Source organism: Nocardiopsis sediminis (assembly GCF_042650565.1).
In the GTDB taxonomy this organism is placed as follows: Bacteria; Actinomycetota; Actinomycetes; order Streptosporangiales; family Streptosporangiaceae; genus Nocardiopsis_B; species Nocardiopsis_B sediminis.
Genome location: NZ_JBHSBH010000015.1, coordinates 385,273 through 408,687 on the forward strand (window position 1 = coordinate 385,273; position 23,415 = coordinate 408,687).

At 72.5% G+C, this 23,415-nt stretch carries 24 protein-coding genes; 8 read left to right on the top strand and 16 right to left on the bottom strand.

Annotated features, from left to right (window positions below; genetic code table 11):
* Nucleotides 1–113: 113 nt before the first annotated feature.
* A complete protein-coding gene (locus ACFOVU_RS24235) occupies nucleotides 114–1,541 on the bottom strand; it encodes a xylulokinase (protein WP_378537263.1) in 1,428 nt (475 codons plus the stop codon).
* Nucleotides 1,542–1,969: 428 nt separating this feature from the next.
* Here ACFOVU_RS24235 and ACFOVU_RS24240 point away from each other — a divergent pair, with 428 nt between their 5' ends.
* From ACFOVU_RS24240 to ACFOVU_RS24265, 6 genes are all read left to right on the top strand, one after another.
* The gene (locus tag ACFOVU_RS24240) at nucleotides 1,970–2,332 is read left to right on the top strand and encodes a hypothetical protein (RefSeq protein ID WP_378537265.1); all 363 of its coding nucleotides are present in this window, start codon (nucleotides 1,970–1,972) and stop codon (nucleotides 2,330–2,332) included.
* Nucleotides 2,333–2,588: 256 nt separating this feature from the next.
* Complete coding sequence (locus tag ACFOVU_RS24245; RefSeq protein WP_378537267.1) at nucleotides 2,589–3,116, top strand: hypothetical protein; 528 nt, start codon at nucleotides 2,589–2,591, stop codon at nucleotides 3,114–3,116.
* Nucleotides 3,117–3,197: 81 nt separating this feature from the next.
* Complete coding sequence (locus tag ACFOVU_RS24250; protein ID WP_378537269.1) at nucleotides 3,198–4,220, top strand: peptidoglycan-binding domain-containing protein; 1,023 nt, start codon at nucleotides 3,198–3,200, stop codon at nucleotides 4,218–4,220.
* Nucleotides 4,213–4,956, top strand: coding sequence for an ABC transporter ATP-binding protein (locus ACFOVU_RS24255; RefSeq protein WP_378537271.1), 744 nt, complete (start codon nucleotides 4,213–4,215; stop codon nucleotides 4,954–4,956). The genes ACFOVU_RS24250 and ACFOVU_RS24255 overlap by 8 nt, the downstream gene beginning before the upstream one ends.
* A complete protein-coding gene (locus ACFOVU_RS24260) occupies nucleotides 4,956–6,023 on the top strand; it encodes a hypothetical protein (protein ID WP_378537272.1) in 1,068 nt (355 codons plus the stop codon). Before ACFOVU_RS24255 ends, ACFOVU_RS24260 begins: the two co-directional genes overlap by 1 nt.
* Nucleotides 6,024–6,128: 105 nt before the next feature.
* On the top strand, nucleotides 6,129–7,229 hold the full coding sequence (locus tag ACFOVU_RS24265; RefSeq protein WP_378537274.1) for a phosphotransferase: 1,101 nt from the start codon (nucleotides 6,129–6,131) through the stop codon (nucleotides 7,227–7,229).
* Between the two features lie 98 nt (nucleotides 7,230–7,327).
* Here ACFOVU_RS24265 and ACFOVU_RS24270 read toward each other — a convergent pair whose 3' ends face one another.
* Nucleotides 7,328–7,765, bottom strand: coding sequence for an ATP-binding protein (locus tag ACFOVU_RS24270; protein ID WP_378537275.1), 438 nt, complete (start codon nucleotides 7,763–7,765; stop codon nucleotides 7,328–7,330).
* 324 nt (nucleotides 7,766–8,089) lie between these two features.
* Here ACFOVU_RS24270 and ACFOVU_RS24275 point away from each other — a divergent pair, with 324 nt between their 5' ends.
* Together ACFOVU_RS24275 and ACFOVU_RS24280 are read left to right on the top strand one after the other, a co-directional pair.
* Nucleotides 8,090–8,902: a helix-turn-helix domain-containing protein gene (locus ACFOVU_RS24275; protein WP_378537277.1), complete on the top strand. Its 813-nt coding sequence runs from the start codon at nucleotides 8,090–8,092 to the stop codon at nucleotides 8,900–8,902.
* The gene (locus tag ACFOVU_RS24280) at nucleotides 8,899–9,081 is read left to right on the top strand and encodes a DUF397 domain-containing protein (protein WP_378537278.1); all 183 of its coding nucleotides are present in this window, start codon (nucleotides 8,899–8,901) and stop codon (nucleotides 9,079–9,081) included. Before ACFOVU_RS24275 ends, ACFOVU_RS24280 begins: the two co-directional genes overlap by 4 nt.
* Before the next feature lie 53 nt (nucleotides 9,082–9,134).
* Here ACFOVU_RS24280 and ACFOVU_RS24285 read toward each other — a convergent pair whose 3' ends face one another.
* The 14 genes from ACFOVU_RS24285 to ACFOVU_RS24350 form a co-directional block, all read right to left on the bottom strand.
* Complete coding sequence (locus ACFOVU_RS24285) at nucleotides 9,135–9,677, bottom strand: NUDIX hydrolase (protein ID WP_378537280.1); 543 nt, start codon at nucleotides 9,675–9,677, stop codon at nucleotides 9,135–9,137.
* 11 nt (nucleotides 9,678–9,688) lie between these two features.
* On the bottom strand, nucleotides 9,689–9,838 hold the full coding sequence (locus ACFOVU_RS24290) for a hypothetical protein (RefSeq protein ID WP_378537282.1): 150 nt from the start codon (nucleotides 9,836–9,838) through the stop codon (nucleotides 9,689–9,691).
* A 132-nt stretch (nucleotides 9,839–9,970) separates the two neighbouring features.
* The gene (locus ACFOVU_RS24295; RefSeq protein WP_378537283.1) at nucleotides 9,971–10,897 is read right to left on the bottom strand and encodes a TIGR03619 family F420-dependent LLM class oxidoreductase; all 927 of its coding nucleotides are present in this window, start codon (nucleotides 10,895–10,897) and stop codon (nucleotides 9,971–9,973) included.
* Between the two features lie 183 nt (nucleotides 10,898–11,080).
* Complete coding sequence (locus tag ACFOVU_RS24300) at nucleotides 11,081–12,508, bottom strand: Nramp family divalent metal transporter (protein WP_378537285.1); 1,428 nt, start codon at nucleotides 12,506–12,508, stop codon at nucleotides 11,081–11,083.
* Nucleotides 12,509–12,618: 110 nt separating this feature from the next.
* Nucleotides 12,619–13,779: an enolase C-terminal domain-like protein gene (locus ACFOVU_RS24305; RefSeq protein WP_378537287.1), complete on the bottom strand. Its 1,161-nt coding sequence runs from the start codon at nucleotides 13,777–13,779 to the stop codon at nucleotides 12,619–12,621.
* Between the two features lie 74 nt (nucleotides 13,780–13,853).
* Nucleotides 13,854–14,804 carry a phosphoglycerate dehydrogenase gene (locus ACFOVU_RS24310; protein ID WP_378537288.1) on the bottom strand — a complete coding sequence of 317 codons (951 nt, stop codon included), beginning with the start codon at nucleotides 14,802–14,804 and terminating at the stop codon, nucleotides 13,854–13,856.
* On the bottom strand, nucleotides 14,801–16,048 hold the full coding sequence (locus ACFOVU_RS24315; protein ID WP_378537290.1) for a sialidase family protein: 1,248 nt from the start codon (nucleotides 16,046–16,048) through the stop codon (nucleotides 14,801–14,803). Before ACFOVU_RS24315 ends, ACFOVU_RS24310 begins: the two co-directional genes overlap by 4 nt.
* Nucleotides 16,045–16,815 carry an HpcH/HpaI aldolase family protein gene (locus tag ACFOVU_RS24320; RefSeq protein ID WP_378537291.1) on the bottom strand — a complete coding sequence of 257 codons (771 nt, stop codon included), beginning with the start codon at nucleotides 16,813–16,815 and terminating at the stop codon, nucleotides 16,045–16,047. The genes ACFOVU_RS24315 and ACFOVU_RS24320 overlap by 4 nt, the downstream gene beginning before the upstream one ends.
* 84 nt (nucleotides 16,816–16,899) lie before the next feature.
* Nucleotides 16,900–17,904: an aldo/keto reductase gene (locus ACFOVU_RS24325; protein ID WP_378537293.1), complete on the bottom strand. Its 1,005-nt coding sequence runs from the start codon at nucleotides 17,902–17,904 to the stop codon at nucleotides 16,900–16,902.
* Complete coding sequence (locus ACFOVU_RS24330; RefSeq protein ID WP_378537295.1) at nucleotides 17,901–18,770, bottom strand: ATP-binding cassette domain-containing protein; 870 nt, start codon at nucleotides 18,768–18,770, stop codon at nucleotides 17,901–17,903. Before ACFOVU_RS24330 ends, ACFOVU_RS24325 begins: the two co-directional genes overlap by 4 nt.
* Nucleotides 18,767–19,690 (bottom strand): ABC transporter ATP-binding protein, encoded by a 924-nt coding sequence (locus ACFOVU_RS24335; RefSeq protein ID WP_378537296.1) that lies wholly within the window; start codon nucleotides 19,688–19,690, stop codon nucleotides 18,767–18,769. The genes ACFOVU_RS24330 and ACFOVU_RS24335 overlap by 4 nt, the downstream gene beginning before the upstream one ends.
* Nucleotides 19,687–20,652, bottom strand: coding sequence for an ABC transporter permease (locus ACFOVU_RS24340; RefSeq protein WP_378537298.1), 966 nt, complete (start codon nucleotides 20,650–20,652; stop codon nucleotides 19,687–19,689). Before ACFOVU_RS24340 ends, ACFOVU_RS24335 begins: the two co-directional genes overlap by 4 nt.
* Nucleotides 20,649–21,584, bottom strand: a complete 936-nt coding sequence (locus ACFOVU_RS24345; protein ID WP_378537299.1) for an ABC transporter permease — start codon at nucleotides 21,582–21,584, stop codon at nucleotides 20,649–20,651. Before ACFOVU_RS24345 ends, ACFOVU_RS24340 begins: the two co-directional genes overlap by 4 nt.
* 3 nt (nucleotides 21,585–21,587) lie before the next feature.
* Nucleotides 21,588–23,165 (bottom strand): ABC transporter substrate-binding protein, encoded by a 1,578-nt coding sequence (locus ACFOVU_RS24350; RefSeq protein WP_378537300.1) that lies wholly within the window; start codon nucleotides 23,163–23,165, stop codon nucleotides 21,588–21,590.
* Nucleotides 23,166–23,415: the final 250 nt, after the last annotated feature.

Sequence of the window (23,415 nt, forward strand, 5' to 3'; positions counted from 1 at the left end):
CGGGGCGGGCGAGCCGGGTGACCCCGGACAGCACGCCGGGCGGGCGGACGTCGAAGGCGGCCAGGCGTTCGGCCGTCACACGACGGGCAGGGGTCCCGGCGCGTGCGCCCCGGTCAGCCGGGCGGGGTCGCCGGGACCGCGGTGCCCGTCCCCTCGGCGGCCAGCAGGGCCGCGCCGCGCACCGATGCGGCGCCGGCGCCGGGGACCGGCTCCAGAGGACGCGCGAGGACGCGTTCGAGCAGGCGGCGCCAGCGCGGGTCGCGCGCGCCGCCGCCCGCTGTGCGGACCGGCGTCCCGTCGCGCTCCGCGAGCACGTCCACCGCCTCGGCGATGGCTTCGGCCACCCCGACCAGGACTGCGTGCAGCAGGTCGGCGCGGCCGTGCCCGGCCCGCAGGCCCGTGAAGGAGCCCGCCGCGCCGGGCGCCCCTCGCTCCGGGGACAGGTGCGGGCGGAAGACGGGGCCTCCGTCGCGGTCGGCCGCGGCGTACAGCTCGTCCCAGGTGGCGCCGAAGACCCGCACCGCCCACTCCAGGGCGAGGCCGGCGTTGGCGATGGCCGCGAGCCGGTAGCGGCCGCGGGGGGTCGCGGTGCGGAACACGTTCGTGCGCGGGTCGAGGGCGGCGCCGACCCCGTCGGTCAGCGCCACCACCTGGGCGCCGGTGCCGATGGTCAGCTGGACGTCGCCGGGCGCCAGGCCGGTGCCGAGCGCCGCGGCGGCGGTGTCGGCGGCGCCGGTGACGACCGGTGTGCCCGGCCGCAGGCCGAGCGCGTCTGCGGCGCCCGGCAGCAGGTCCCCGGCCCAGTGCGCCGAGGGCTGGACCGGGGCGAGCAGGTCCGGCCGGATCCCGAGTGCGGCGGCGATGTCGGGCGCCCAGTCGTCGGCGACGAGGTCGTAGAGGAGCGTCCCCGAGGCGTCGCTCGGGTCGGTCGCCGCCCGGCCGGTCAGCCGCAGGCGGAGCCAGTCCTTGGGTTGCAGCGCCCAGCGTGCGCACGCGAGGGCCGGCGGCTCGTGCTCGCCCAGCCAGGCGAGCATCGGACCGGCCGCGCCCGGCATCGGCGGGTTGGCCAGCCGCCGGTGCGCGTCGGCGTCCAGCGCGGCATAGCGGTCGAGCTGGGTGGCGGCGCGCGCATCGGGCCACAGCATCGCGGGCCGGACGGGGTCGCCGCCGGCTTCGGTGAGGACGACCCCGTGCATCTGCCCGGACAGGCCGACGGCCTCGACGCGGTGCGCCCGGCCGTCCACACAGCGGCGGACGGCGTGGACGACGGCGTCCCACCACAGCCGCGGGTCAATCTCCGACCACGACGCCTGCGGGCTGCTCAGCGCATAGGCGGCCGAGGACACCGGGCCCAGGCGGCCGTCGGGCGCCAGCAGCGCGGCCTTCACGGAACTGGTCCCGAGGTCGATTCCTAGGAAAAAAGGGATGAATGGCTCCGAATGGGCCGCATATGAATTCACTTCACTCCACCTCGACCGCACACCGCCAGGGGCATACGAAACCGACCCATCGACGAAATGGCGCCCACCGCCATCACCCATCCCACCACGTCATGCATTCCCCGAAAGACAATCCCCACCCCACAGCCGCGCATGAAACCCAAGGAGGATTCGGACTTACGACCCGCCGATCCCAGCGGACGACACATTCACCGTTCCGCCTCACACCGTTCTCTTACTCGGATTTAGTGTCCGCATTCGGACAAGGGAGCTAATATACGAACCATCACTCCACGCGAGCTGGGAGGTCAAAGCTCGCACTAACCGATTGTAATGGCGGGATCACCTGAAAACATCTTCCTTTCACTCCAATGCGCGGATAGATTCCGAAGCACTTCGGAAATACTCCGGACATCTCCGAAGTGGCAGGGTGCCGATCCGGACGGCCCATGCCGCCCCGGCCGACCGGCCAGTCGGCCGGGGCGATTCAAGCGTCACACATCCCATCGCTGGAGTGAAAGAGAATGAGCGTGACGACCACTTCCGGGAAGACTCCCGCCACCCTGTCCACCCGCGTCAAGGCGGGCCTGTTCACCGTTCTGGCCACGGCCGGGATGGGCCTGGCCCTCGCCGTCCCGGCCGCCCCGGCGTCCGCCGAGGCCACCACCGCCGGGGACGTCTCCACCCTCCGCTGCGACTACTACCTCCACGCCGGCACCGACTACGCCGAAGCGTGGGGCTACGTCGACACCTGCGGCTCCTACAACCAGGTGCGGGCCTACGCCCGGCACGGCAACGTCAGTGCGCTCACCGCCTGGTACACCCGGTACGCCCGCGCCTACGTGGACTCCGGCACCTCGTCGATCTCCCAGGCCCGGGTGGACTACCGCTGAATGAGCGGGAACCGATGAAGTGAATTCAACGCCGGTCACCGCCCGTCGCGAGTACTTTCCGAATACCACGTGGAGCGGCTCGCGGTGACCGGCACCTTAAAATGAAAAACCGATTCCACCGAGGACGGAAAACATGCGGATTTCCGCTCCGGCACGAACGGCGACCCTATTCACGGCCGCTGGAATACTCTTTCTGACGGGATGCTCGGCTCTGGATCCGAGCGCCCCGGACGCATCCGGGCCGAGCGGCCCCACCATGGACCTCAGTCTGGTGGAGCAGTTCGAACAGGCCCGCGAGAACGCCGCCTCGGACTTCGAGCGCGAGGTCTTGGACCGCGCAATAGAGAACGGCGAGATCGCGGCCGAGGATTATGAGGACGCGTTCAACCGGTACCGGCAGTGCGCCGAGGACGCGGGGCTGGACGAGACCTACGAGCGGCGCTCCGACGGCATCTACACGATCACGCCCCCTCTGCTGGAAGCCGACGCGGACATCGACGAGTACCTGGAGGTCAGCGGCGACTGCGCCGAGGGCACCACCATGCAGATCGAGGCGCTGTACCAGACGCAGGTCAACAACCCCGGCCTGATCGAGGACACCCGGGTACTCACCGTCGACTGCCTGGTCGCGGAGGGACTGGCCCCAGAGGGGTACACACCCGACGAATTGGACGAGGACGTCTCCGACGGCTTCGCCGACGCACCCTTCGACCCCGCGGAACCCGCCGCTCAGGAATGCCTCCAGCAGGGCGGGTACAGCATCTCGGTCGAGGACGGCTCCTGACACCGGAACGACGGCCGGTGGGTCCGGGCGGCGCCCGGCGCCGCCGTTCCCTCGGGATCACCACCACGTGAAAGGTCCGGTGTGAACTACAGGTCCTGGACGACCGCGCTGCTCGCCGGGGCGGCCCTGCTGAGCGCCGGTGCGGGCGCGGGCTACCTGCTGCGCCCCGCCGATGTGCCCAGCGGGCTGGCGGCCTCCGACGGGCAGACCACGGCCCCGGTCACCCGTGAGGAGTTCGCCGACGAGCGCACGGCGCAGGTCGCCTTCCAGGTGACCCCGGAGTCCACCCTGGAGATCGGGCTGTCGGGCCGCGTCACCACCACGGACTGCGCCGCGGGGGCCGAATTGGTGTCGGGCGAGGCGGTCGCCACCATCGGCGCCACCCCGCTCATCGCGCTGGCGACGGAGGTCCCGCTCTACCGCGACCTGGAGGAGGGCGACCGCGGCGGCGACGTCCAGGCGTTGCAGCGGGAGCTGGCCCGGCTCGGCTACGCGGTGGGCGACGACGGCGTCTTCGGCCGTCCCACGGCCACCGCAGTGCGCGACCTGCTGGAATCGGCGGGCGTGCGCGATCCCGATGGCGAGATCGAGTCCGACCAGGTCCTGTGGCTGCCCTCCCCCACCTCCGTCCTGGACGAGTGCGAGGCGCCCCTCGGCATGACGGTCGGTGGCGGGGCGCCGTTCGGCACGGTCCCCGGCGGGCTGGACGGGATCCGGGTCGACGCGATGCCCGGCGGCGCGGTGGAGGGCGACCGGATCATCGACGTCTTCGGGATACGCGGCCCGATGTCGGAGGAGGGCGAGGTCACCGACCAGGGCTTCCTGGACGAGGTGGAGGCCGCCCCGGAGTTCGCCGAGTTCCTGTCGTCGGAGGAAGCGGTGACCGCCGAGATCTCGCTGGCCGAGCCGTTGCAGGCGCTCAAGGTGCCGCCCGGGGCGGTGTTCGGCATCGACGGCGACGACGCGTGCATCGAATCGGGCGGCACCGCCCACCCGGTGCGGATCGTCGGCTCCAACCTCGGCGCCACCCTCGTCGTGCTCGACGGCGAGGCGCCGGCCGACGTGAACCTCGGCTCGGCCATCCGATCGGAGTCCTGTGACTGAGCCGTCCGCCGCCCCTGATCCCGGCCCCGGCGCGGCGGTCCGCGCCCGCGGGCTGGGCCACCGCTTCACCGGGACCGCGGACCTGTTCACCGGGCTCGACTTCGACCTGCTGCCGGGCGAGGTCGTGGGCGTGTGCGGCCCGTCGGGGTGCGGGAAGTCCACACTCCTGTCGATCCTCGCGGGGTGGCTGGCACCCCACTCCGGAACCCTGGAGGCGACCGGGGTCGAGCGGACCGGCTGGGTGTTCCAGAACCCGTTCGGCGTTCCGGGGCGCACCGCGCTGGACCACGTCGTCCTCCCCCTCCTGGCCAAGGGCCTGGACCGGTCCGCCGCCGAGACGCGGGCCGATGAAGCGATGGCCGACTTCCGGCTGGAGGCGGTGCGCGACCGGCCGTTCCGCGAGCTGTCCGGAGGCGAGGCGCAGCGGCTGATGCTCGCCCGCGCCGTGTGCTCGGCCCCCGATCTGCTGCTGGTCGACGAGCCCACCGCCCAGCTGGACCTGCGCACCGCCGCCACCGTCAACCGGACGCTCGGGGCGATCGCCCGCGCCGGCACGATCGTGGTGATCGCCACCCACGATCCGCACACCCGCGAGGCGTGTACCCGCGTCCTCGACCTGGCGACGGCGGCAGCGGGCGGGGCGAACGCTGAGGGGGGCGGCGGGGGCGATGGAGCGGGCGGCGCCGGGCCGCACGCGGGGGCCGCGGATGTGCCCGGCAGCGGGGCGGCCGGCTGATGCGCCCCGGATCGGTCCTCTCCGAGGCCCTGCGCAACCTGGCCGCCGGGGCGACCCGCGCCGCGGTCTTCGGCCTGTCCCTGTTCGCGGTCACGGCCGGGCTCGCCTTCGTCGACACCCGCTACGTCGTCGGGCTGGAGCGCCAGGCGGCCGAGTTCGTGGCGACGGGGGCATCGGTGCGCACGCTGCTCGCCGAGAACATGACCGACGGCCAATCCTGTGAACGGCTCACCGAGTCACCCGCGATCCGATCCTCGGGCGCGCTGCGCGAGGCCGATGCGCTGGAGCTGTCGGCCATGCCCGCGGACCCGCTTCCCGTCTACGAGGTGACACCGGGGCTGGCCCGTCTGCTGGGTGTGGAGGGCACCGCGTCGGAGGGCGTGTGGCTGCCCGTGCCCCTCGCCGAATCGCTGGGCGTGCGCGCGGGCGAGCGCCTGGCCACCGGGTCGGGGCCGATGACCGTCGCGGGGACCTACGACTACCCCGATGACGGGCGCGACCGCAGGCTGGGCCACGCCGTCCTGGTTCCGCGGGTCCCCGCCGCGACGTTCGACGAGTGCTGGGCCGAGGTCTGGCCGGTATCGGAGTCCGCGGACGCGCTCATCTACGCCGCCGCCGACGTCGTCCCCGATGCCACGACCACGATCACCATCGGCCAGCTCAACACCGCCCGGGGCGCCGACTTCGATGCCACCGCGCAGTTCGCGGCCCGCCCGACGCGCCACGCCGCCGCCGGCTGCGCCGTGGTGGGGTTCGCGCTGGGGTTCGTGGCGGTCCGGCTGCGGCGGCTGGAGATCGCCGGGGCGCTGCACGTGGGCGTGGGGCGGGGCGCCCTCCTCGCCCAGGTGGCGATCGAGACCGGGGCGTGGGCGCTGGGCGCGCTGGCCATGGCGGTCGGCGCCCTCGCCTGCGCCGCCGGGATCGGCAACCCGGCGGACACCGCCGAGGTGTTCGCCATCGGGCTGCGCGGGCCGGCTGCGGCCGCGCTCACCGCCCTCCTCGGGGCGGCCGGCGCGCTGCTGCTCATCCGGGAGAAGCACCTGTTCCGCTACTTCAAGGGCCGCTGACCCGGGTCCCCTGCTCCGGCGAGGAACGCCTCAGCCATGGCGGATGGCGGCGCGGCGCGGAAAATCCGGGTGCCCGGGCGGCGCGTGGCCGGTAGCGTGCGGCCCATGCTGTACCGACCCACGGAACTCGATGACCGCGATGTGCTGGACGCGCTGAAGGACTGGGGGATCGACGCCGCGACGGCGGACTACGCCGCGGTCGGCTTCGGCGACCACCACTGGACCGCGGCCGACGGCGACGGCCACCGCTGGTTCGTGACCGTCGCCGACCTCGAGCAGAAGTCGGCGCCGGGGGTGTCCACCGACGCCGCACTGGAGGACCTGCGCCGCGCGATGGACACCGCTGCGGACCTCCACGAGGGAACCGCGGCCGGACACGATGGCGGCACGGCGGAGGCCACGGGGGACGGGGAGCCGGGCACGCGGAACGGGACGCCCGGCACCAGGCCGACGGGCGACGACGACGGCCTGGACTTCGTCGTGGCGCCCCTGCGGAACACGGAGGGCGCGACCGTCCGGCGGATCGGCGACCGGTACGCCCTCAGCGTCTTCCCCTTCACGGCGGGTGAACCGGAGGGCTTCGGGCAGGAATTCGACGCGGCCGGGCGCCGCAAGGTCGTGGACCTGCTCGCCGCGCTGCACCGGCGCCGCCCTCCGGAGTCGGCCCCCGCTCGGCCTCCCCAGGTCCCGGGGCGGGAGGGGCTCGACCGGGCCCTCGCAGAGACGGACCGCCCCTGGGAAGCGGGCCCGTTCTCCGAGGCCGCACGGGCTCTGCTGGGCGGGCACGCCGAGGGCCTGCGCGCGGGCCTGGCCCGGTTCGACCGCCTCGCCGATCAGGTGGCCCGCCGATCCGGGGACCTCGTCGTGACCCACGGGGAGCCGCACCGCGCCAACCTGCTGTGGCGCGCGGACGAAGGCCGGTTCGTGCTGGTCGACTGGGACACGGCCGGCCTGGCGGTACCCGAACGCGACCTGTGGCAGGTCACCGCCGACCCCGGCGACCTCGCCCGCTACGAGGCGGCCACGGGACACACGCCCGACCCTGCGGCGATGGAGATGTACCGGCTCCGTTGGGACGTCGAGGAGCTGGTCATTTACACCGGCTGGTTCCGCGCCCCGCACGAGCGCAACGCCGACACCGAACAGGCATGGACCGGCCTCATCGAATCGGTCGAACGCCTTGCGGACCGGGCCTGCGACCACTGACATGGGAGTGCCGGACCGCCTGGGGGTCATGGGGCGGTCCGGCGGGGACGCGCGGTCCTGTCCCGCCCCCTCATCGATCGGGACAGGACCGCACGTGGTCAGGCAGAGGCCGCGGCGGAGGTCGCCCGGTCGCTCCAGGTGAGGGTAAAGGCGACCCCGGTCCGGGGTTTGGGCAGGGGCTCCCAGGTGTCGGCGAGGTAGTCGACCAGGGTCATGCCGCGCCCGTGCTGCGCCATCGGTGTCAGCGGCCGGATGAAGGGAAGTGTCCCGCCGGCGGGACGCCCTTCGTCCTCGACCTCGATCGTTATCTTCCGCTGCTCCACCATCAGGGTCACGTCGAACGTCCCGCCGCGGCCCGAGGCCGTATAGCGGACGGCGTTGGTCACCGCCTCACTCAGCAACAACACCGCCGACGCGACGGTCTCACCGGGGATGTCGAAGGCGGAGTGGGCGGACAGCAGGTCCTCACACCAGTGCCGCGCCCGCTTCACCTGCTCGGCCCACCCCGGAAACCGGGCGTAGTAGACCACGGCCATCACCGCCCCCCGATCCGGAACAGGTAGGGGCGAACGCGGCGCCCCCGGTGTCGACGGCAATTCCCATATCGGGATTGCATCCCGATAAGCTGCGTCATTGAGTCCTCCCTGGTTGTGTCAGGTTGAGGGCTGAAGGTCCTGTCCTGTGCGCTCACACAGGGCGGGACCATTTCCATTCGGGCGACCAGAATCTCCGTAGCCCTGGTAAGACCTCGCTAATGATCCTGGCCTTATAAAGGAACCTTTTCCAGCTATCGCCGCAGGTTGCGAAGATCTTCGATTGTTCCAAGTGATTTCCGATGGGAGTCTGCTAATCTCCGATGCATGCCGATAGACATCGCTGACGCTGCCCGAAAGTTCGGTGCGGAGGTGAGGAGAAGACGCAATCAAGCTGGGCTTTCGCAGACCCAGCTCGCTGACCAGATACCGCTGGCCCAGTCCACCATCAGCAGCATCGAGCTAGGCAAGACGCACACCAAAAGGGACCAGGCCGCACGAATCGACCGCGTTCTTACCGGGGGCGGGAAGATCATCGCCCTCTGGGAAAGCCAATACGACGGATTTCAGGTCCCCGCTTGGGTGCGTGAGGTATCCGAACTGGAAAGCCGAGCAACGGAGATCCGGGACTACCACCCATTGGTCGTCCCCGGACTGATGCAGACCGGAGGCTACGCACGCGCTGCGATCCGCGCGGGTAACAAGGGTGCGGCCGACAGCGAGATCGATGGGCTGGTCGCAGAACGGCTCGCCCGACAGCGGATATTCGACGCTGAGCTTCCTCCCCGCGTCGTCGCCGTGATCGACGAGTCGGTCTTTCGGCGCGCAACGGGCGGCCCCACCGTGCTTGCGGCCCAGATCGATCATCTACTGTCCATGATGGACCGAGACCGTGTGGAGATCCTCGTCGTGCCTCTGGAGACACGGTCTCACCCGGGCATGGATGGAGCGTTCCGCCTCATCAGGGTCCCCGAGGTGGGGGATATTCTTTGGCTGGAAACCCGTGTTTCCGGTGGTCCCGTCGAAGACGCTGATGCCACGTCAGTCCACTTGGGCCTCTTCGCCGACCTGCTTGGGGTCGCGCTCCCAGTGGACGGTTCGCGCGCCCTGTTGGAAAAGATCAAAGGAGACCTGAAGTGATCAAGAACGAGTCGTGGCGCAAGTCCTCGTACTCGGTCGGCGAGTCCAACTGCGTCGAGGTCGCGGACACGGCCGATAAGGGAAGAGCCGTCCGCGACACTCAGAACCGCGATGCCGCCACTCTCCCGGTGGGCTCCCGTGAGTGGGTCGCCTTCCTCGCCGACATCGACGCCCTGTAGCCCCCGCCGCCCGGTCGCCGTTGATGCCGATAAGCGCCGGGCGGCCGGATCGGTCAGTTCAGTGCGTGCACGACGCGGTTGCGCAACATCTCGCCCGCGATCGTGTCGGCATCGCGCCAGGCCGCTGCGAGAACTTCCTCCGTCTGGAGTTCGCCGACATCGGCCGACGTCCGGAAGAGGAACCGGAAGTCGAAGTGTCGGTGCTCCGGCTCTCCCTTGGCGTCGTTGGCGGGGATGGGATGCACGTCGATGTGCAAGGGGCGCGTCCCAACCGGGGTGGCGACCGAGGCGGCGATCCCCGTCTCCTCCGTCAATTCGCGCTGAGCCGCGTCGATGAGCCAGGAGTCACCGGACTCGATGTGACCACCGGGCAGCAACCAGGCGTCAAGGGCCCGGTGCCGGACGTGGAGCACGCGCCCCCTGGCGTCGGCGAGGATCGCCCCGGCAGTGGCGTGGCCACGGAATTCCGTGCGCGAGGTGAGGTCGGCCCCAGATTCAAGAAGGTCGAGGACGGGGGCGAGCACCTCCTTCTCGTCCGGGTGAGCGCCGAGGTAGTCGTCCAGGGTCTCGCGGATGTGCTCGGCCGTGATGGACAAGGGCAGGGCTCCTATCGGTTGAAGTAATCGAGCCACGTCGCGGCGATGGCGGCGCGGTCGGTTGGACCGATCTCGTGGATACCAGGGTTCAGCCCGCCACGCGTGAGCATTGCGGAAGCGGCGATGATCTCCGCCTGAACGAGGAAGATGAACGGTCCCACCTCGGCCCCGTGCAGGAAGTTGACGGCGTTACCGCCGTTGAGCTTCCGAACAACTGAACGCGGTCGATTCCCGCGAAACGGATCCTCCGTGACGACGTACGCCGACCCTCCGGCTCTTCGGCCCGGCGGCTCTCAGTCGGCTGCCGGAGCCAGGGATTCGGCGATTTCGGTGGAGCGGGCCGTGGCGGCAGCGGGATCGACGTCTGGGGAGCCGACCTCCGGGTCCCAGTTGAGGTCGTAGAAGAGTTCGGTGACGCCCTGGTCGCCGAGCCAGGCGGTGTCCTCGCGGATCTGGGCGGCAGACCCCGACAGCGGCAGACGGCGTCCGTCCTCCCCCGCCGCCTCGGCGCCGTAGCGGACCACGCCGCGGCACACGACCCGTACCGCCCGGGGGTCGCGCCCGGCCTGTTCGGCTGCGGTGCGCACTACCGCGATCTCCTCTGCGATGTGGGACAGGTCGGTGGCGCTACGGCTGAGCCACCCGGCGGCGAGCCGACCCGCCCGTTGCAGCGCGGTGTGCGCCACGCCGCCCAGCAGCACCGGCGGCCCGCCGGCCTGCACCGGCTTGGGCGCCATGCGGCTGGGCGGGATGGTGTAGAAGTCGCCCTCGAAGCCGCTGACCTCGTCGCCCCACAGGGTGCGCAGCACGGCGAGGTACTCCTCGGCGCGGGCCCCGCGCCGGGCGGGCGTGGTGCCCGAGGCGGTGAACTCCTCCGGCGACCACCCCGATCCCAGCCCCAGGTCCAGCCGCCCGCCGGAGAGGACGTCGAGGGTCGCCGCCTGCTTGGCGACCAGCACCGGGGACACGAAGGGCATGTTGACGATGGACACCCCCAGCCGGATGCGCGAGGTGACGGCCGCGGCGAACCCCAGCGTCACCATGGGGTCGAGGACACTGCGGTAGCCGGGCCCGACCTGGCTGTCGTCGGCCGGAGTGAGCAGCCGCTGGAAGGTCCACAGCGAGTGGTAGCCGAGTTCCTCGGCGCGGGCGGCGAACGCGCCGAGATTGTGCGGGGTGGCCCACGCCCCGGACACCGGGGCTCCGAATCCGATCAGCATGCCCCCACCGTAGCCAGACCCGTTCGAGAACGGGTCACCGGCACGACCGTGCCGCGCGCGGTGCCCCGCCCCCGCGGGCCCGCGCCCGGACGGTGGGCGCCGGGAGCGGTCCGGCCCGCCCCCACCGGCGGGCCGGACCGCTGAGAGCCGTCGTCCCGCCACGGCGGGACGATGGCGGCACCCTTACTCGGGCACGCCGAGCCCGAACACCTCGATGATGCTGTAGACGCCCAGGACCGCGATGGCGATGCTGCTCAGCACGAGGGCGCCGGTGAGCCACGGGTTGGCGCGGAAGCGCCGGTCGACCTCGGTGGTGCGCAGGTGCCAGACGGCGATCACCACGGCGACCAGGAAGATGCCGGTGGCGACCCCGCCGATCTGGACCATGATCACCGGCGACTGGATGAACAGGAAGAACGACGCCCACAGCGGCGGGAAGCACCAGGTCAGGATGCGGATGGTGCGGCGGCGCACGGCGACGTCGGACCAGTCGATGACCCCGAGCAGCCCCAGGGTGTTGGTCCACAGCCGCGGCACGCTGGCGGTGGAGCCGATGTTGGTGGACCACAGCACCGCGATCGCACCGATCAGGAACACGTACTGCGCCCATTCGCCCATGGTGTCGGTGTACATCCGGGCGAGGGTGGTGATCATGTCGTTGCCCTCGGGCACGAGGCCCTGCGGGTGCAGGACCGATGCGCCGATGACGTAGAACGCCAGGGTGCACAGCGTGCAGATCAGCCACGACACCAGCACGTCCAGCCGCATCACCCGCAGCCACCCCTCGGCGCGGACGGCCCGCTCCTCGGTGCCGTCGTCGGGGCCGGTCCAGCGCGCGTAGCCCTTCTCCAGGCACCAGTAGGTGTAGGTCGTCATCTCGTCGGCGCCGACGCCGGTCATGCCGAACATGGCGACGGCGATGCCGATCGTGCCGGCGGGGATCGCGAAGCTCAGCCCGGTGGCGAGGTCGGCCGAGCCGTAGCCGAACTCGGTCAGCGGCAGCCCCACCGCCAGGCCCACGGTGGAGAAGGTGAAGATGCCCACGGAGATGGCGGCGGCGCGCTCGACGATGCTGTACTTGCTGCTCTGGAGCAGCAGGATCGTCGTGATGGTGATGATGGCCGTCCAGACCAGCATCGACGGGAACGACAGCGCCTCGCCGTAGATGGGCCACAGGATCGACAGCGCGGCCGCCGTCCCGCCGATGATGCCGCCGCGTTGCAGCATCTTCGCGAAGTCCATGCCGATCCACAGCCAGTTGATCCAGCCGACCCGGCCGATCTTCGGCCCCACCTGGCTGTAGCCCTCAAGCGCGGGCTTGCCGGTCAGGATGGTCCAGCGCGCCAGCTCCATCTGGACCCAGACCTTCACCGCGGTGCTGATGATGACCAGCCACAGCAGCACGAACCCGGCACGGGCGCCCAGGGAGGTGGTGACGATCAGCTCTCCGGAGCCGACCACCGCCGCCGACAGCACCAGCCCGGGGCCGAGGTAGCGCAGCCGGCCGGCGAAGGTGGTCGGGGCGTCGCGGGCGTCCTCGGGGCGCAGCGCATAGGGGTCGGCGGCACCCGGCGGTGGGGCGGAGCCCTCGTCCGCGGCGGTGTTGGACATGGTGGGGGCCTTTCGTGGCCGGCCCGGCGCCGCCGTGCGGCGCCGGGGTCGAACTGGACGGGGAACGGTGCGGGGACGGCCGGGTCAGGGGCGGTTCACCGTTGTGCGGGTCAGGCGAATTCGCGGGTCTCGACCGTGTGCGCCTCGATGGCGTCCCAGTCGTAGGCGATTCCCAGGCCCGGTCCTTCGGGCACCGGCACGCAGCCGTCGGCGCCGATGGCGTCGAGGCCGTCGCGGTAGTCGTCGGCGTAGATGAGCTGGCTGCGCCCGATCTCCGACGACTTGGGGTGGACGAACGACATCTCGTAGTAGTTGGTGTTGCGGATGGACGCCATGAGCTGGCGCTGCGCGGGCCCGGGGGTGTGCAGTTCGACGTCGAGCCCGAGGCCCTCGGTCGCGTGGGCGATCTTCAGCGCGCCGGTGATGCCGCCGTCGTACTCGGCGTCGGCGCGCACGAAGTCGGTGCCGCCGCCGACCGCGAAGTCCACGTGCTGCTCGAGCCCGCGCACGTGCTCGGTCTGCAACAGCGGGGTGCGGATCAGCTCGCGCAGCCGCTTGTGGCCCTGGATGGAGATGCCGGTGTCCTTGTAGGGGTCCTCCAGCCACAGGTAGCCGGCCTCGTCGCAGGCGCGGCCGACCTGCACGGCGTGGGCGAAGGTCTCCAGCTTGCAGCCGGGGTCGAGCATGAGGTCCATGGCGGGGCCGACGGCGTCGCGCACCGCGGCGATGGTCTCGACGACCTCGGCCACCTCGTAGTCGTCCCAGACGTGCAGCTTGTAGGCGCGGTAGCCCAGCTCCTTGCACTGCACCGCGAAGTCGGCGTAGGCCCGTGCGCAGTCGAGGCCGCCCGCGCGGTCGCCGGCGGCGGTGGAGGCGTAGGCGGGCAGCCGCGTCTTCCAGCCGCCCAGCAGGGTGCGGACGGAGACGCCGAAGGCGCGCCCGGCGAGATCCCACAGCGGGATATCGATGAGCCCCATGCCCATCTTGTCGAACTTGCGGAGCTGGCGTTTGACGTCGTTGTAGATCAGCTCCCGCTGGAACGGGTCCTTGCCGATCAGGTAGTCGCCGAACATGTTGACCTGGGCGGCGGCGATGGAGTTGCCGCCCACGTACTCGCCGGTGACGCCCTCGTCGGTGTAGATCCGCACGGCGTAGGCGCTGACCGGTTTGCTGCTGCCGGGCTCGTAGACCAGGGAGAACCCGGTGGGGTGCTTGGCGAAGTCGCGCATCTCGAACTTCGCCTTGTCGATGCGGATGCGCTCGATCTTCATAGGGTCCGCTGCTCCAAGTGTCGGAGGGTCCGGTGTCGGGTCGGGTCGAGTGGAGCCGCCGAGGGCGGCGGGCGTCAGGTGGCCTCGTGCCGGGGGTCGCCGCCCGCCAGCACCCGGACGACGTCCTCGGCGACCATGACGCCCATGGTCCGGTTGGCCTCGCGGCTGCACGCGCCGATGTGCGAGGTCAGGACGAGGTTGGGCGCGGTCCGCAGCGGGCTCTCGCCCAGCGGCTCGACGGCGAAGGCGTCCAGCGCCGCGGCCCCCAGATGCCCGCTGTGCAGCAGGTCGGCGAGGGCGGCCTCGTCGACCAGGCCGCCGCGTGCCGCGTTGACCAGGCAGGACCCGGGGCGCATCGATTCCATCCGCGCGCGGTCCAGCAGCGGCGCCGCACCGGGCTCGGCGGGCAGGTGCAGGCTGAGGACGTCGGCGCCGGTCACGCACTCGTCCAGGCCGACCCCGCGCGCGCCGTGCTCGGCGAACGCCTCGGGGGCGAGGTAGGGGTCGTAGGCGACGACGTCCATCCCGAAGGCCCGGCCGTAGCCGGCCAGCAGCCGCCCGATCCTGCCGAACCCGATGATGCCGAGGGTCGAGCCCGCCAGCTCGCGGCCGAAGAGCTTCGGCCACCCGCCGTCCAGGACCTCGGTGTGGGCGCGGCCGATCTTGCGGGTGGCGCTGAGGATCAGCCCGAAGGTGAGCTCGGCGACGGCGCGGGAGTTGCTGCCGGGGGCGTAGACGACGCGGATGCCCCGCTCGCGGGCGGCGTCCAGGTCGATGTTGTCCACGCCCACGCCGTGCTTGGCGATGACCTTCAGCTTGGGCCCGGCGTCCATGGCCTCGGCGGAGATGGGGTCGAGCCCGACGATCAGCGCGTCGGCGTCGCCCGCCCGCTCCAGGAGTTCCGCGCCGGGCAGCGCCCGGTCGTCGTATGGCCGCACGGCGGCGGTGCCCGCCCGTTCCAGGACCCGCCACGGCTCGTCGGAGAACCGGCCGAAGGTGGGGGTGGTGATCAGGGTGGTCGTCACGCGGGGACGCCCTCCTCGGGACCGCCGTCGGCCGCGGCCCAGCCGGGGCCGACGCGGACGTGCTTGATGGCCTGGCGGTGGTAGGTGAAGGCGATGTGCAGGTCGCCGTCGGGGCCCTGGACGACGGAGGGGTAGGACAGCTCCCGGTTGAGGCCGTCGCGGGAGTTGTTGGTCATGCAGTAGCCGTCGCCGGTCTGCACGTCGCGCCGCACCGGCCAGGTGCGCCCGCCGTCGGGTGAGATGGCGAGGGTCAGCGGGGCGCGCGGGGTGCCCCAGAACGCGGTTCGCGCCCCCTTCGCTCCGGAGGGCGCGGCGGCGGCCGGGGCGGGCCCGGCGGGCGCCTCGGCGAGCCCGTCGTCGCCGATCTCGTCGTAGAGGGAGACGCGGCGCTCGGTGGTGCCGGTGGCGCGGGCGTCGTTGTAGACCAGCGCGAGCCGGCCGTCATCGAGCCGGGTGACCTGGATGGAGGAGTTGTTGTTGGGCAGTTCGGTGGCGACCGGGACCGTCCAGCTGCGCCCCTCGTCGGTGGAGCGCGACTCGTAGATGGAGTCGGCCCAGCGGCTGCGGAACAGCGCGAGCAGGGTGCCGTCGTCCAGCGGGACGACGTTCATGTGCACGCATCCGGTGCTGCCCGGGATCTCCTGGTGGCGCCAGGTTGTGCCCTCGTCGTCGGAGACCAGGAGCCCGCTGGTGTCGAGGTCGCCGACCCACTTGCCCTCGGCGGGCCGCACGCAGTGGAAGACGGGCAGCAGCCACCGGCCCGAGTCGAGCACCACGATGGGCTGGCGGACGAACACCCCGCCGGTCGCCGAGGCGTGGATCAGGGTGCGCACGGGCCCCCAGGTGTGCCCGCTGTCGTCGGATATGCGCACGCGGACTTCGGCGGTGTCCTGGTTCCCGGCGTGCTGGGCGGTGTAGAGCAGCCACAGCGCGCCGCCGGGAGCGGGGAACAACACGGGGTTCTGCTCGGAGCGGGTGGCGTCGTCGGAGAGCCGGACCGGCTCCGACCAGGTGCCGGAGCCGGCGGGCAGCCGGGAGAACCAGACGCTGATGTCGGCGACGCCCTCCTGGGTGCCGCCGAACCACACGCAGCCGAGGTCGCCGTCGGGCAGCACGGCCAGGTTGGCGGCGTGCGACTGGACGGTGGGCGCGGGCAGGAACGCGTCGCTGCGGCCCGGGTCGCCCTCGGCGGTGCGCAGCCGGCCGTCGGTCGGCAGCGCGCCGGGGGCGGGTGCGGCGCTCATTCGGCGCCGTCCCGGACCGCCTTGAGGTGGCCGGTGGCGGCCTGCTCCAGGTGGACGAGCTCGCTGGCGACGGAGGCGAAGGTGAAGCCCTCGGCCAGGCGCCGGGCGGCGACCTCGCCGCTGGGGGTGTGGATGCCGGCGGCGATCCCGGCGGCAGCGGCGGCCTCGCGCACCCGGACCACGGCGGCGTCGAACACCTCGTCGACCGCGGGGTCGGTGGAGGTCGCGCCGCCCACGGCCAGCCGCAGGTCGGAGGGGCCGACGTAGATCCCGTCGAGGCCGGGGGTCGCGCAGATCGCCTCGACGTCCTCCAGGCCCTGCGGGGTCTCGATCATCGCCAGGACCAGGGTGCTGTCGTTGGCCTCGGCGGGCACGGGGCCGATGCGCAGCATGGAGCGCATGGGCCCGTAGGAGCGGATGCCGTGCGGCGGGTAGCGGGTGGCGGCGACCGCGGCGGCGGCGTCGGCCGCGCTGTTGACCAGGGGCACGATCACCCCGGCGGCGCCGGCGTCGAGCGCCCGGCCGATGGGGGTGGGGTCGTTGGCCTCGACCCGGACCAGGCCGGCCGAGGCGCCGCCCGCGTCGATGGCGAGCAGCCCGTTGAGCATCCCGGAGTAGCCGAACAGGCCGTGCTGGGCGTCGAGGGCCACGTAGTCGTAGCCCAGCCGGGCGAGGCGCTCGGTGGCCACCGGGGCGTCCAGCAGCGCCCAGTAGCCGATGGCCTTCTCACGGTTGCGGATCTTGCGGGCGAACTCGGCCGCGGTCATGGTGGGGTGGCTCCTTCGTGTGGTTCGGTCCAACGGGTCCGGCGGTGCAGCGGGCGCCCGGCCGCAGCGGGCGGGCGCCGGGGGTCAGCGGTTGTAGGCGGGCATGGGGCCGTGGAGGGTGGCGCCGACCTCGTCGCAGGCCGCGACCAGGTCGGCGGGCAGCGGGCCGGCCGCGGCGGCGGCGAGGTTGGCGGAGAGGTGCTCGACCCTGGACCCGCCCAGCAGCAGCGACCCCACAACGGGGCGGGACAGCAGCCAGCGCAGCGACAGGTCGGTGAGCGCCAGCCCCGCGCCGTCGGCGATCTCCGACAGGGAGGCCACGGCGGCGAACAGCGCCGGGTCCCAGTAGCGCTGCCGGTACATGCCGGCGAGCCGGGAGTCGCCGAAGCGCCCGCTCGCGGGGTCCTCGTCGAAGCGGTGCCGGCCGGTCAGCAGCCCGCCGCCGAGCGGGTTGTAGACCATGGTGTGCAGGCCGGTCGTCGCGGCGAACTCGGCGTACTCGGTCTCGATGCGGCGGGCCAGCAGGTTGTAGAGCTGCTGGGCGACGACCGGGCGCGGCGCTCCGGCGGCGTCGGCGGCGTGGTTGAGCTCGCCGATCTGCCAGGCGGCGTAGTTGGAGACGCCCAGGGCCCCGATCTTGCCCTCGGCGACGAGCTCGGCCACGGCGCCCAGGGTCTCCCCCAGCGGGGTGGCCCGGTCGGGCTGGTGCAGGTAGAAGAGGTCCACCCGGTCGGTGCCCAGGCGGCGCAGGCTGCCTTCGAGCGAGGCCCGCAGGCCCGGCGCGGACAGCGGGGCGTGGTCCCCGGCGTCGGGGTGCGGGATGCCCGCCTTGGTGGCCAGCACGATCCGGTCGCGCCGGGCGGGCAGCAGGTCGCGCAGGATCTCCTCGCTGGCGCCGCCCGCGTAGCCGTTGGCGGTGTCGACGCCGGTGACGCCCGCGTCCAGCGCGGTGTCGAGCATCCGTGCCGCGCCGTCGGCGTCCACGGTGTCCCCGAAGGTCATGGTCCCGAGGACCAGCGGCGACAGCGGGGTGTCGATGCCGGGCAGCCGGGCGGGGGCGGGGTGGGCGGCGGTGGGGCCGGAGGTCATCGGGCGGCTCCTTCGGTGGCGGTTGCGGTGGGGGCCAGGGCCGCGGCGAGGACCGCGCGCGGCTTGCGCCCCGTGATGGTGGACGGGTCCAGCGCGGCGCCCCGGAGGGCGCGCGTGTAGGGGTGCTCGGGCGCGGCGAGGACGCGCCCGGTCGGGCCGCGCTCTACGACGCGGCCGCCGCGCATGACCAGGACGTCGTCGCTGAGCTCGCGGACGACCCCGAGGTTGTGCGAGATGAACAGGTAGGTCAGCCCGCTCTCGCTCTGGATCTCGCGGAGCAGGTCGAGCACCTGGGCCTGCACGGAGACGTCGAGCGCGCTGGTGGCCTCGTCGCAGACCAGCACATCGGGGCGGCTGGCCAGGGCGCGGGCGATGCCCACGCGCTGGCGCTGGCCGCCGGAGAACTCCGGCGGGCGGCGCTCGCCCGCCGAGGCGGGCAGGCCGACCCGGTCGAGCAGTTCGGCGGCGCGCGCGGCGCGCTCGGCCCGGGAGCGGACCCCGCTGAGGCGCAGCGGTTCGGCGACGATCTCGGCGGCGGTCAGGTGCGGGTCGAGGGAGCCGTAGGGGTCCTGGAAGACCATCTGGATGCGCCGGCGCAGCGGGCGCAGCCGCCGCTCGGGCATCCGGGAGATGTCCTGGCCGTCGAGCAGCACGGTCCCCGATGTGGGGGTGAGCAGCCGGACCAGGGCGCGGGCGATGGTGGACTTGCCGCAGCCCGACTCCCCCACGACGGCCAGCGTGCGGCCGCGCCCGACGGAGAAGGAGACCCCGTCGACGGCGCGGAACACCCCGCCGGGCACCGGGTACTCCACGACCAGGTCGCCGACCTGAAGGATCGGCGTCTCGCGTGCGGTGGGGTCGCTCATGCCGGGTCTCCGTTCGCGGCGGCGTGCTCAGCGGGTCCAGCGGGTCCGCCCGCGGCGGGCGCGGGGGCGCCGTCCCAGGGGCCCAGGGACGGGACCGAGCGCAGCAGGGAGCGGGTGTAGTCCTCGGCGGGGGCGCCGACGATCTGCTCGGCGGTGCCGCTCTCCACGAAGCGCCCGTTGCGCATGACGTGGATGCGGTCGGACACCACCCGGGCCACCCCCAAGTCGTGGGTGATCATCAGGATGCCGACCCCGGTGCCGGCCTGGAGCTCCAGCAGCAGGTCGAGGATCCCGGCCTGGACGGTGACGTCGAGGGCGCTGGTGGGCTCGTCGGCGACGATCAGCGACGGCTCCCCGGCCAGCGCCATGGCGATGAGCACCCGTTGCAGCATGCCGCCGGAGAGCTGGTGCGGGTAGGCGCGCAGCCGCCGCTCGGGCTCGGGGATGCGCACCTGGGTGAGCAGGTCGACGGCGCGGGCGCGGGCCGCGGCCCGGTCCAGCCCGGGGCGGCGCAGCCGCACGACCTCCAGGAGCTGGCCGCCGATACTGTGCACCGGGCTGAGCGCGGTCATGGGGTCCTGCGGGATGAGGGAGACCGCGCGGCCGCGCACCTTGGCGGCGGCGCGCGGGTCGGCGACGACGTCGTGCCCCTGGACGCGCACGCTCCCGGACAGGACCGCGAGGTCGTCGGGGAGCAGCCGCAGCACGCCCATGGCGGTGGTGGACTTGCCCGACCCCGATTCGCCGATGATGGTGACGGTCTCGCCGCGGTGGATCTCGAAGGAGACGCCGTCGACGGCGCGGACCACCCCGTTGTCGGTGATCAGCTCGATCTGGAGGTCGGTGACGCTCAGCAGCGGCTGCGAGCCGGCGGGCGTGCCGGCCTCGGCCGCGACGGCGCCGGAGGCGGTGGCGCTCATGACGTGGTCTCCTTCCGGGTGGCGAGGGCGGCGCGGGAGCGCCGGGAGCGGTCGCGCAGGCCGTCGCCGAGCAGGTTGACCCCGACCACGAGCAGCACGATGAACAGGCCGGGCAGGGTGACCAGCCACCACGAGGTGGTGATGTAGTCCTGGCCGTCGGAGATGATCCGGCCCCAGGTCGCGAACGGGCGCTGGGGGCCGGCGCCGAGGTAGCTCAGCGCGCTCTCCAGCAGGACCGCCTGGGCGAGCAGCAGCAGGACGACCAGGGTGGCCCGCCGCACGATGTTGGGCAGCACGTGGCGGACCAGCACCGATACGCGGCCCAGCCCCAGGACCCGGGCGGCGTCGACGTAGGGTTTCTCGCGTTCGACGATGACCAGCGACCGGGTGAGCCGGGCGACCTCGGGCCACTGGGCGATGGCGATGACGCCGGTGATGACCGGGACCGAGGGCCCGAACAGGGCGACCACCAGGAGCAGCATCATCAGCAGCGGCAGCGACATCTGCGCTTCCAGCAGCCGGGAGACGACGGAGTCGACCCAGCCGCCGAAGTAGCCGGCGGCGGCGCCGGCGATGATGCCGATGATGCCCGAGACGAGGATCGCGAGCAGGCCGATGGTCAGCGACACCTGGCCGCCGTGCAGCACGCGGGCGAGCAGGTCGCGGCCGAGCTGGTCGGTGCCGAAGAGGTGGCCGTCGGTCAGCGGCGGCAGCCGGCGCGCGTCGAGCTGCTGCTCGTCGGCGCCGGGGATGGGCAGCACCCCGGCGAGGGCCACCGGGATGATGACCAGGAGCGTGCAGACCGCGCCCGCCCACAGGCGGGCGGCGGCGCCCTTGCGGCGCCGGGTGGCGCCGGCGCGGGCGACGTCGCGCGGCGTGACCCGGCTGGGGCGGGCCTCCGGGCCGGCGGCGGCGCGCGCGGCGGGCACGGGGCCGGTGGGTGTGGTGGAGCCGGTGGTCATCGTCGGACCGCCTTCCCGATGCGGACCCGCGGATCGAGGAGCGGGTAGGCCAGGTCGATGAGGAGCTGGACGAGGATCGCCAGGGCGGCGGTCACGAGCACGGTGGCCTGGATCAGCGGGTAGTCGCGGGTCTCCAGGGCGCGCACCACGAGGGAGCCGACACCGGGCCAGGCGAACACGACCTCGACCACCACCACGCCGTTGAGCATGGCCGCGAAGCGGGTGCCCAGCGCGGTCAGCACCGGGATCGCCGCGTTGCTCATGGCGTAGCGCCAGGTGAGGGCGCGTTCGGAGACGCCACGCGAGCGCGCGGCGGTGAGGTAGGGCGCGTCGAGGTTGGCGGTCATCTCGCGGCGCACCAGCCGGGAGACGAGCGCGACCTGCAACAGCGCCACGGTCAGGGTGGGCAGCACGATCCCGCCCCAGGTGGCGAACCCCGATGCGGGCAGGACCGGGACCAGCACCGCGAACACGGTCAGCAGCATGACGCCGGACCAGAACTCCGGCATCGACTGGGCGGCGACGGTGCCGACGTCGGCCCCGATCTCCCGCGCGGTGTTGGCGCGCCGCGCCATCCACACGCCCAGCGGCAGGGCCACCAGGGTCGTGACGAGGATGGCGGAGGTGGCGAGCGTGGTCGTGTAGGGCAGGCGCTCCATGACGACGTCGAACGCGGGCGCCTGGAAGGAGTATGAGGTGCCGAGGTCGCCGGTGAGCATGTCGCGGACGAAGATCAGGTACTGGACCGGGAGCGGCTGGTCCAGGCCGAACTGCTGGCGGATGCGTTCCAGGTCCTCGGTGGTGGCGAGCGGGCCGGCGAAGGAGGTGGCGGGGTCGCCGGGGGCCAGCCGGATCAGCACGAACACGGCCGAGACCGTGAGGAAGACCGTCAGGGCGCTCTGGCCGAGGCGGCGCAGGAGGTAAAGGGCCATGGCTCAGCCGTCCAACCGGGTCGCTGCGAGGTCGTAGGAGTTGCTGGCCTCCAGGGCCAGGCCCGTGACGCGGCGCCGGCGCGCCAGCACGGAGTTGGGCACGAACGCCCACAGGCAGGGCCAGGTGTTCCACACCGCGTGCTGGACCTCTTCGGTGAGCGCCTGGCGGGCGTCGTCGTCGACTTCGTCGTAGGCCCGGTCGAGCAGGTCGGTGATCTCCGGGATGACGTAGCCCTGGTAGGTGTCGCGGGTCTCCTCTTTTTCGGCGGTGCCGCCGAACATGCCCTGGACGGTCGGCAGGGCCAGGCCGGTGGGGCTGGCGAAGCCGTTGCCCAGGACGTCCCAGTCGCCGGCGCGGCCCTGGCGCCACAGGGAGATGTCGCCGCCGGGCTCGAACTGCTGGAGGGTGACGTCGACCCCGATGGCCTTGAGCATCTGGAGGACGGCCTCCATGACCGTGGTGTCGCTGGCGAACTCGCCGGTCTCCCAGATGAGCTTGAGGTGGAGGTCGTTGGGGTGGACCCCCGCCGCGTCGAGGAGCTGGCGGGCCTTGCGGGGGTCGTAGGTGTAGGTGCCGGTGGGCACGGCGCCGGTGAGGGCGCTGGAGACGACGCCGTCGGCCTGGGTGACCGAGCCGACCAGGACGTCCTCGACCAGGCGTTCGCCGTCGATGGCGAAGGTCAGCGCCTCGCGGACGCGGGCGTCGGCGAGGGGGTGGTCGGCGGGCTTGCGGAAGTTGTAGAAGAGCTGGTTGATGCGGGTGCCCGGGACGCTCTCCATGGCGACGTCGCGCAGGCCGACGAGCTGTTCCTGGGAGTCGGGCGAGATGGTGTCGATGACGTCGACCTCCCCGCTGCGCAGCGACACCACCCGGCTGGACTCCTCGGGCAGGAACCGGACACCGACCCTGGCGACGCCGGAGCGGGGGCCCCAGTAGTTCTCGTTGCGTTCGAGGGTGTAGGTGCCGGTGCCGCGGTTGGCGGCGGTGACGGTGTAGGGGCCCGATCCGATGCCCGACTGGAGCTCTTCGGGGGCGTTATCGGCGGCGGGGGTGATGAGGATGTTGGCCATCAGGTAGTCGAGGACCGGGAGCGGGCGCTCGGTGTGCAGGAGGAAGGTGCGGTCGTCGACCTCTTCGACCTGCGGCCACTCCGGGAAGAAGGAGGCCAGGAAGGAGCCGCTGACGCCCTGGTACATCTCCAGCGCGGTGGCGACGTCCTGGGCGGTGACGGGCGAGCCGTCGGAGTAGTGGATGCCCTCGCGCAGCCGGACCGTCCACTCGGTGGGGGCGGTCAGCTCGAACCGGTCGGCGAGGACCGGCTGCGGGGTCAGCTCGGGGCCGATGCGGGTGAGCGCCTGGCGCACGGCGCGCTGCACGGTGACCGCGGCGTCGAACTGGTTGAGCTTGTTGTCGAGCGAGACCAGGGAGCGGTTGAGCGCCAGGGTCATGGTGTCGGCGCCCTGGGCGCCGGTGGGCCCGGCGCACGCGCCGGTGGCGGAGAGCGCGGAGACGCCGGCCACAGCGGCGCCCAGCCGCAGGAGACCGCGGCGTGAGAGCGCCGGCGATCCGGGTCGCATCATGTTTGTGCCTCCCTGCCTGCGTATCCGGGGTGTACGCAATGGCCCGTCCGGAGGTGCCTTGACCTGGTGTGACCCAGATCCGCCACCTTGTTACCTGGGTCACGATGACACAACTGCGCATTGTGCGCAATGGTCGGTGGGTAATTTTGCGCGGTCAGGGCGATGGAGTGCCCGCCGGACCCGCCGCGGGGGAGGGCGGCTCCGGGCCACTCGCCGCCCGCCCGCACGCAGTGAAAAGGGGGTTTCACTC

What these genes read in the sequence shown, in the direction of transcription:
- ACFOVU_RS24235 (WP_378537263.1), bottom strand. Translation starts at nt 1,541, where the DNA reads ATGGGTGATGGCGGTGGGCGCCATTTCGTCGATGGGTCGGTTTCGTAT.
- ACFOVU_RS24245 (WP_378537267.1), top strand. Translation starts at nt 2,589, where the DNA reads ATGGACCTCAGTCTGGTGGAGCAGTTCGAACAGGCCCGCGAGAACGCC.
- ACFOVU_RS24260 (WP_378537272.1), top strand. Translation starts at nt 4,956, where the DNA reads ATGCGCCCCGGATCGGTCCTCTCCGAGGCCCTGCGCAACCTGGCCGCC.
- ACFOVU_RS24265 (WP_378537274.1), top strand. Translation starts at nt 6,129, where the DNA reads ATGCTGTACCGACCCACGGAACTCGATGACCGCGATGTGCTGGACGCG.
- ACFOVU_RS24270 (WP_378537275.1), bottom strand. Translation starts at nt 7,765, where the DNA reads ATGGCCGTGGTCTACTACGCCCGGTTTCCGGGGTGGGCCGAGCAGGTG.
- ACFOVU_RS24275 (WP_378537277.1), top strand. Translation starts at nt 8,090, where the DNA reads ATGCCGATAGACATCGCTGACGCTGCCCGAAAGTTCGGTGCGGAGGTG.
- ACFOVU_RS24295 (WP_378537283.1), bottom strand. Translation starts at nt 10,897, where the DNA reads ATGCTGATCGGATTCGGAGCCCCGGTGTCCGGGGCGTGGGCCACCCCG.
- ACFOVU_RS24300 (WP_378537285.1), bottom strand. Translation starts at nt 12,508, where the DNA reads ATGTCCAACACCGCCGCGGACGAGGGCTCCGCCCCACCGCCGGGTGCC.
- ACFOVU_RS24305 (WP_378537287.1), bottom strand. Translation starts at nt 13,779, where the DNA reads ATGAAGATCGAGCGCATCCGCATCGACAAGGCGAAGTTCGAGATGCGC.
- ACFOVU_RS24315 (WP_378537290.1), bottom strand. Translation starts at nt 16,048, where the DNA reads ATGAGCGCCGCACCCGCCCCCGGCGCGCTGCCGACCGACGGCCGGCTG.
- ACFOVU_RS24320 (WP_378537291.1), bottom strand. Translation starts at nt 16,815, where the DNA reads ATGACCGCGGCCGAGTTCGCCCGCAAGATCCGCAACCGTGAGAAGGCC.
- ACFOVU_RS24325 (WP_378537293.1), bottom strand. Translation starts at nt 17,904, where the DNA reads ATGACCTCCGGCCCCACCGCCGCCCACCCCGCCCCCGCCCGGCTGCCC.
- ACFOVU_RS24330 (WP_378537295.1), bottom strand. Translation starts at nt 18,770, where the DNA reads ATGAGCGACCCCACCGCACGCGAGACGCCGATCCTTCAGGTCGGCGAC.
- ACFOVU_RS24335 (WP_378537296.1), bottom strand. Translation starts at nt 19,690, where the DNA reads ATGAGCGCCACCGCCTCCGGCGCCGTCGCGGCCGAGGCCGGCACGCCC.
- ACFOVU_RS24340 (WP_378537298.1), bottom strand. Translation starts at nt 20,652, where the DNA reads ATGACCACCGGCTCCACCACACCCACCGGCCCCGTGCCCGCCGCGCGC.
- ACFOVU_RS24345 (WP_378537299.1), bottom strand. Translation starts at nt 21,584, where the DNA reads ATGGCCCTTTACCTCCTGCGCCGCCTCGGCCAGAGCGCCCTGACGGTC.
- ACFOVU_RS24350 (WP_378537300.1), bottom strand. Translation starts at nt 23,165, where the DNA reads ATGATGCGACCCGGATCGCCGGCGCTCTCACGCCGCGGTCTCCTGCGG.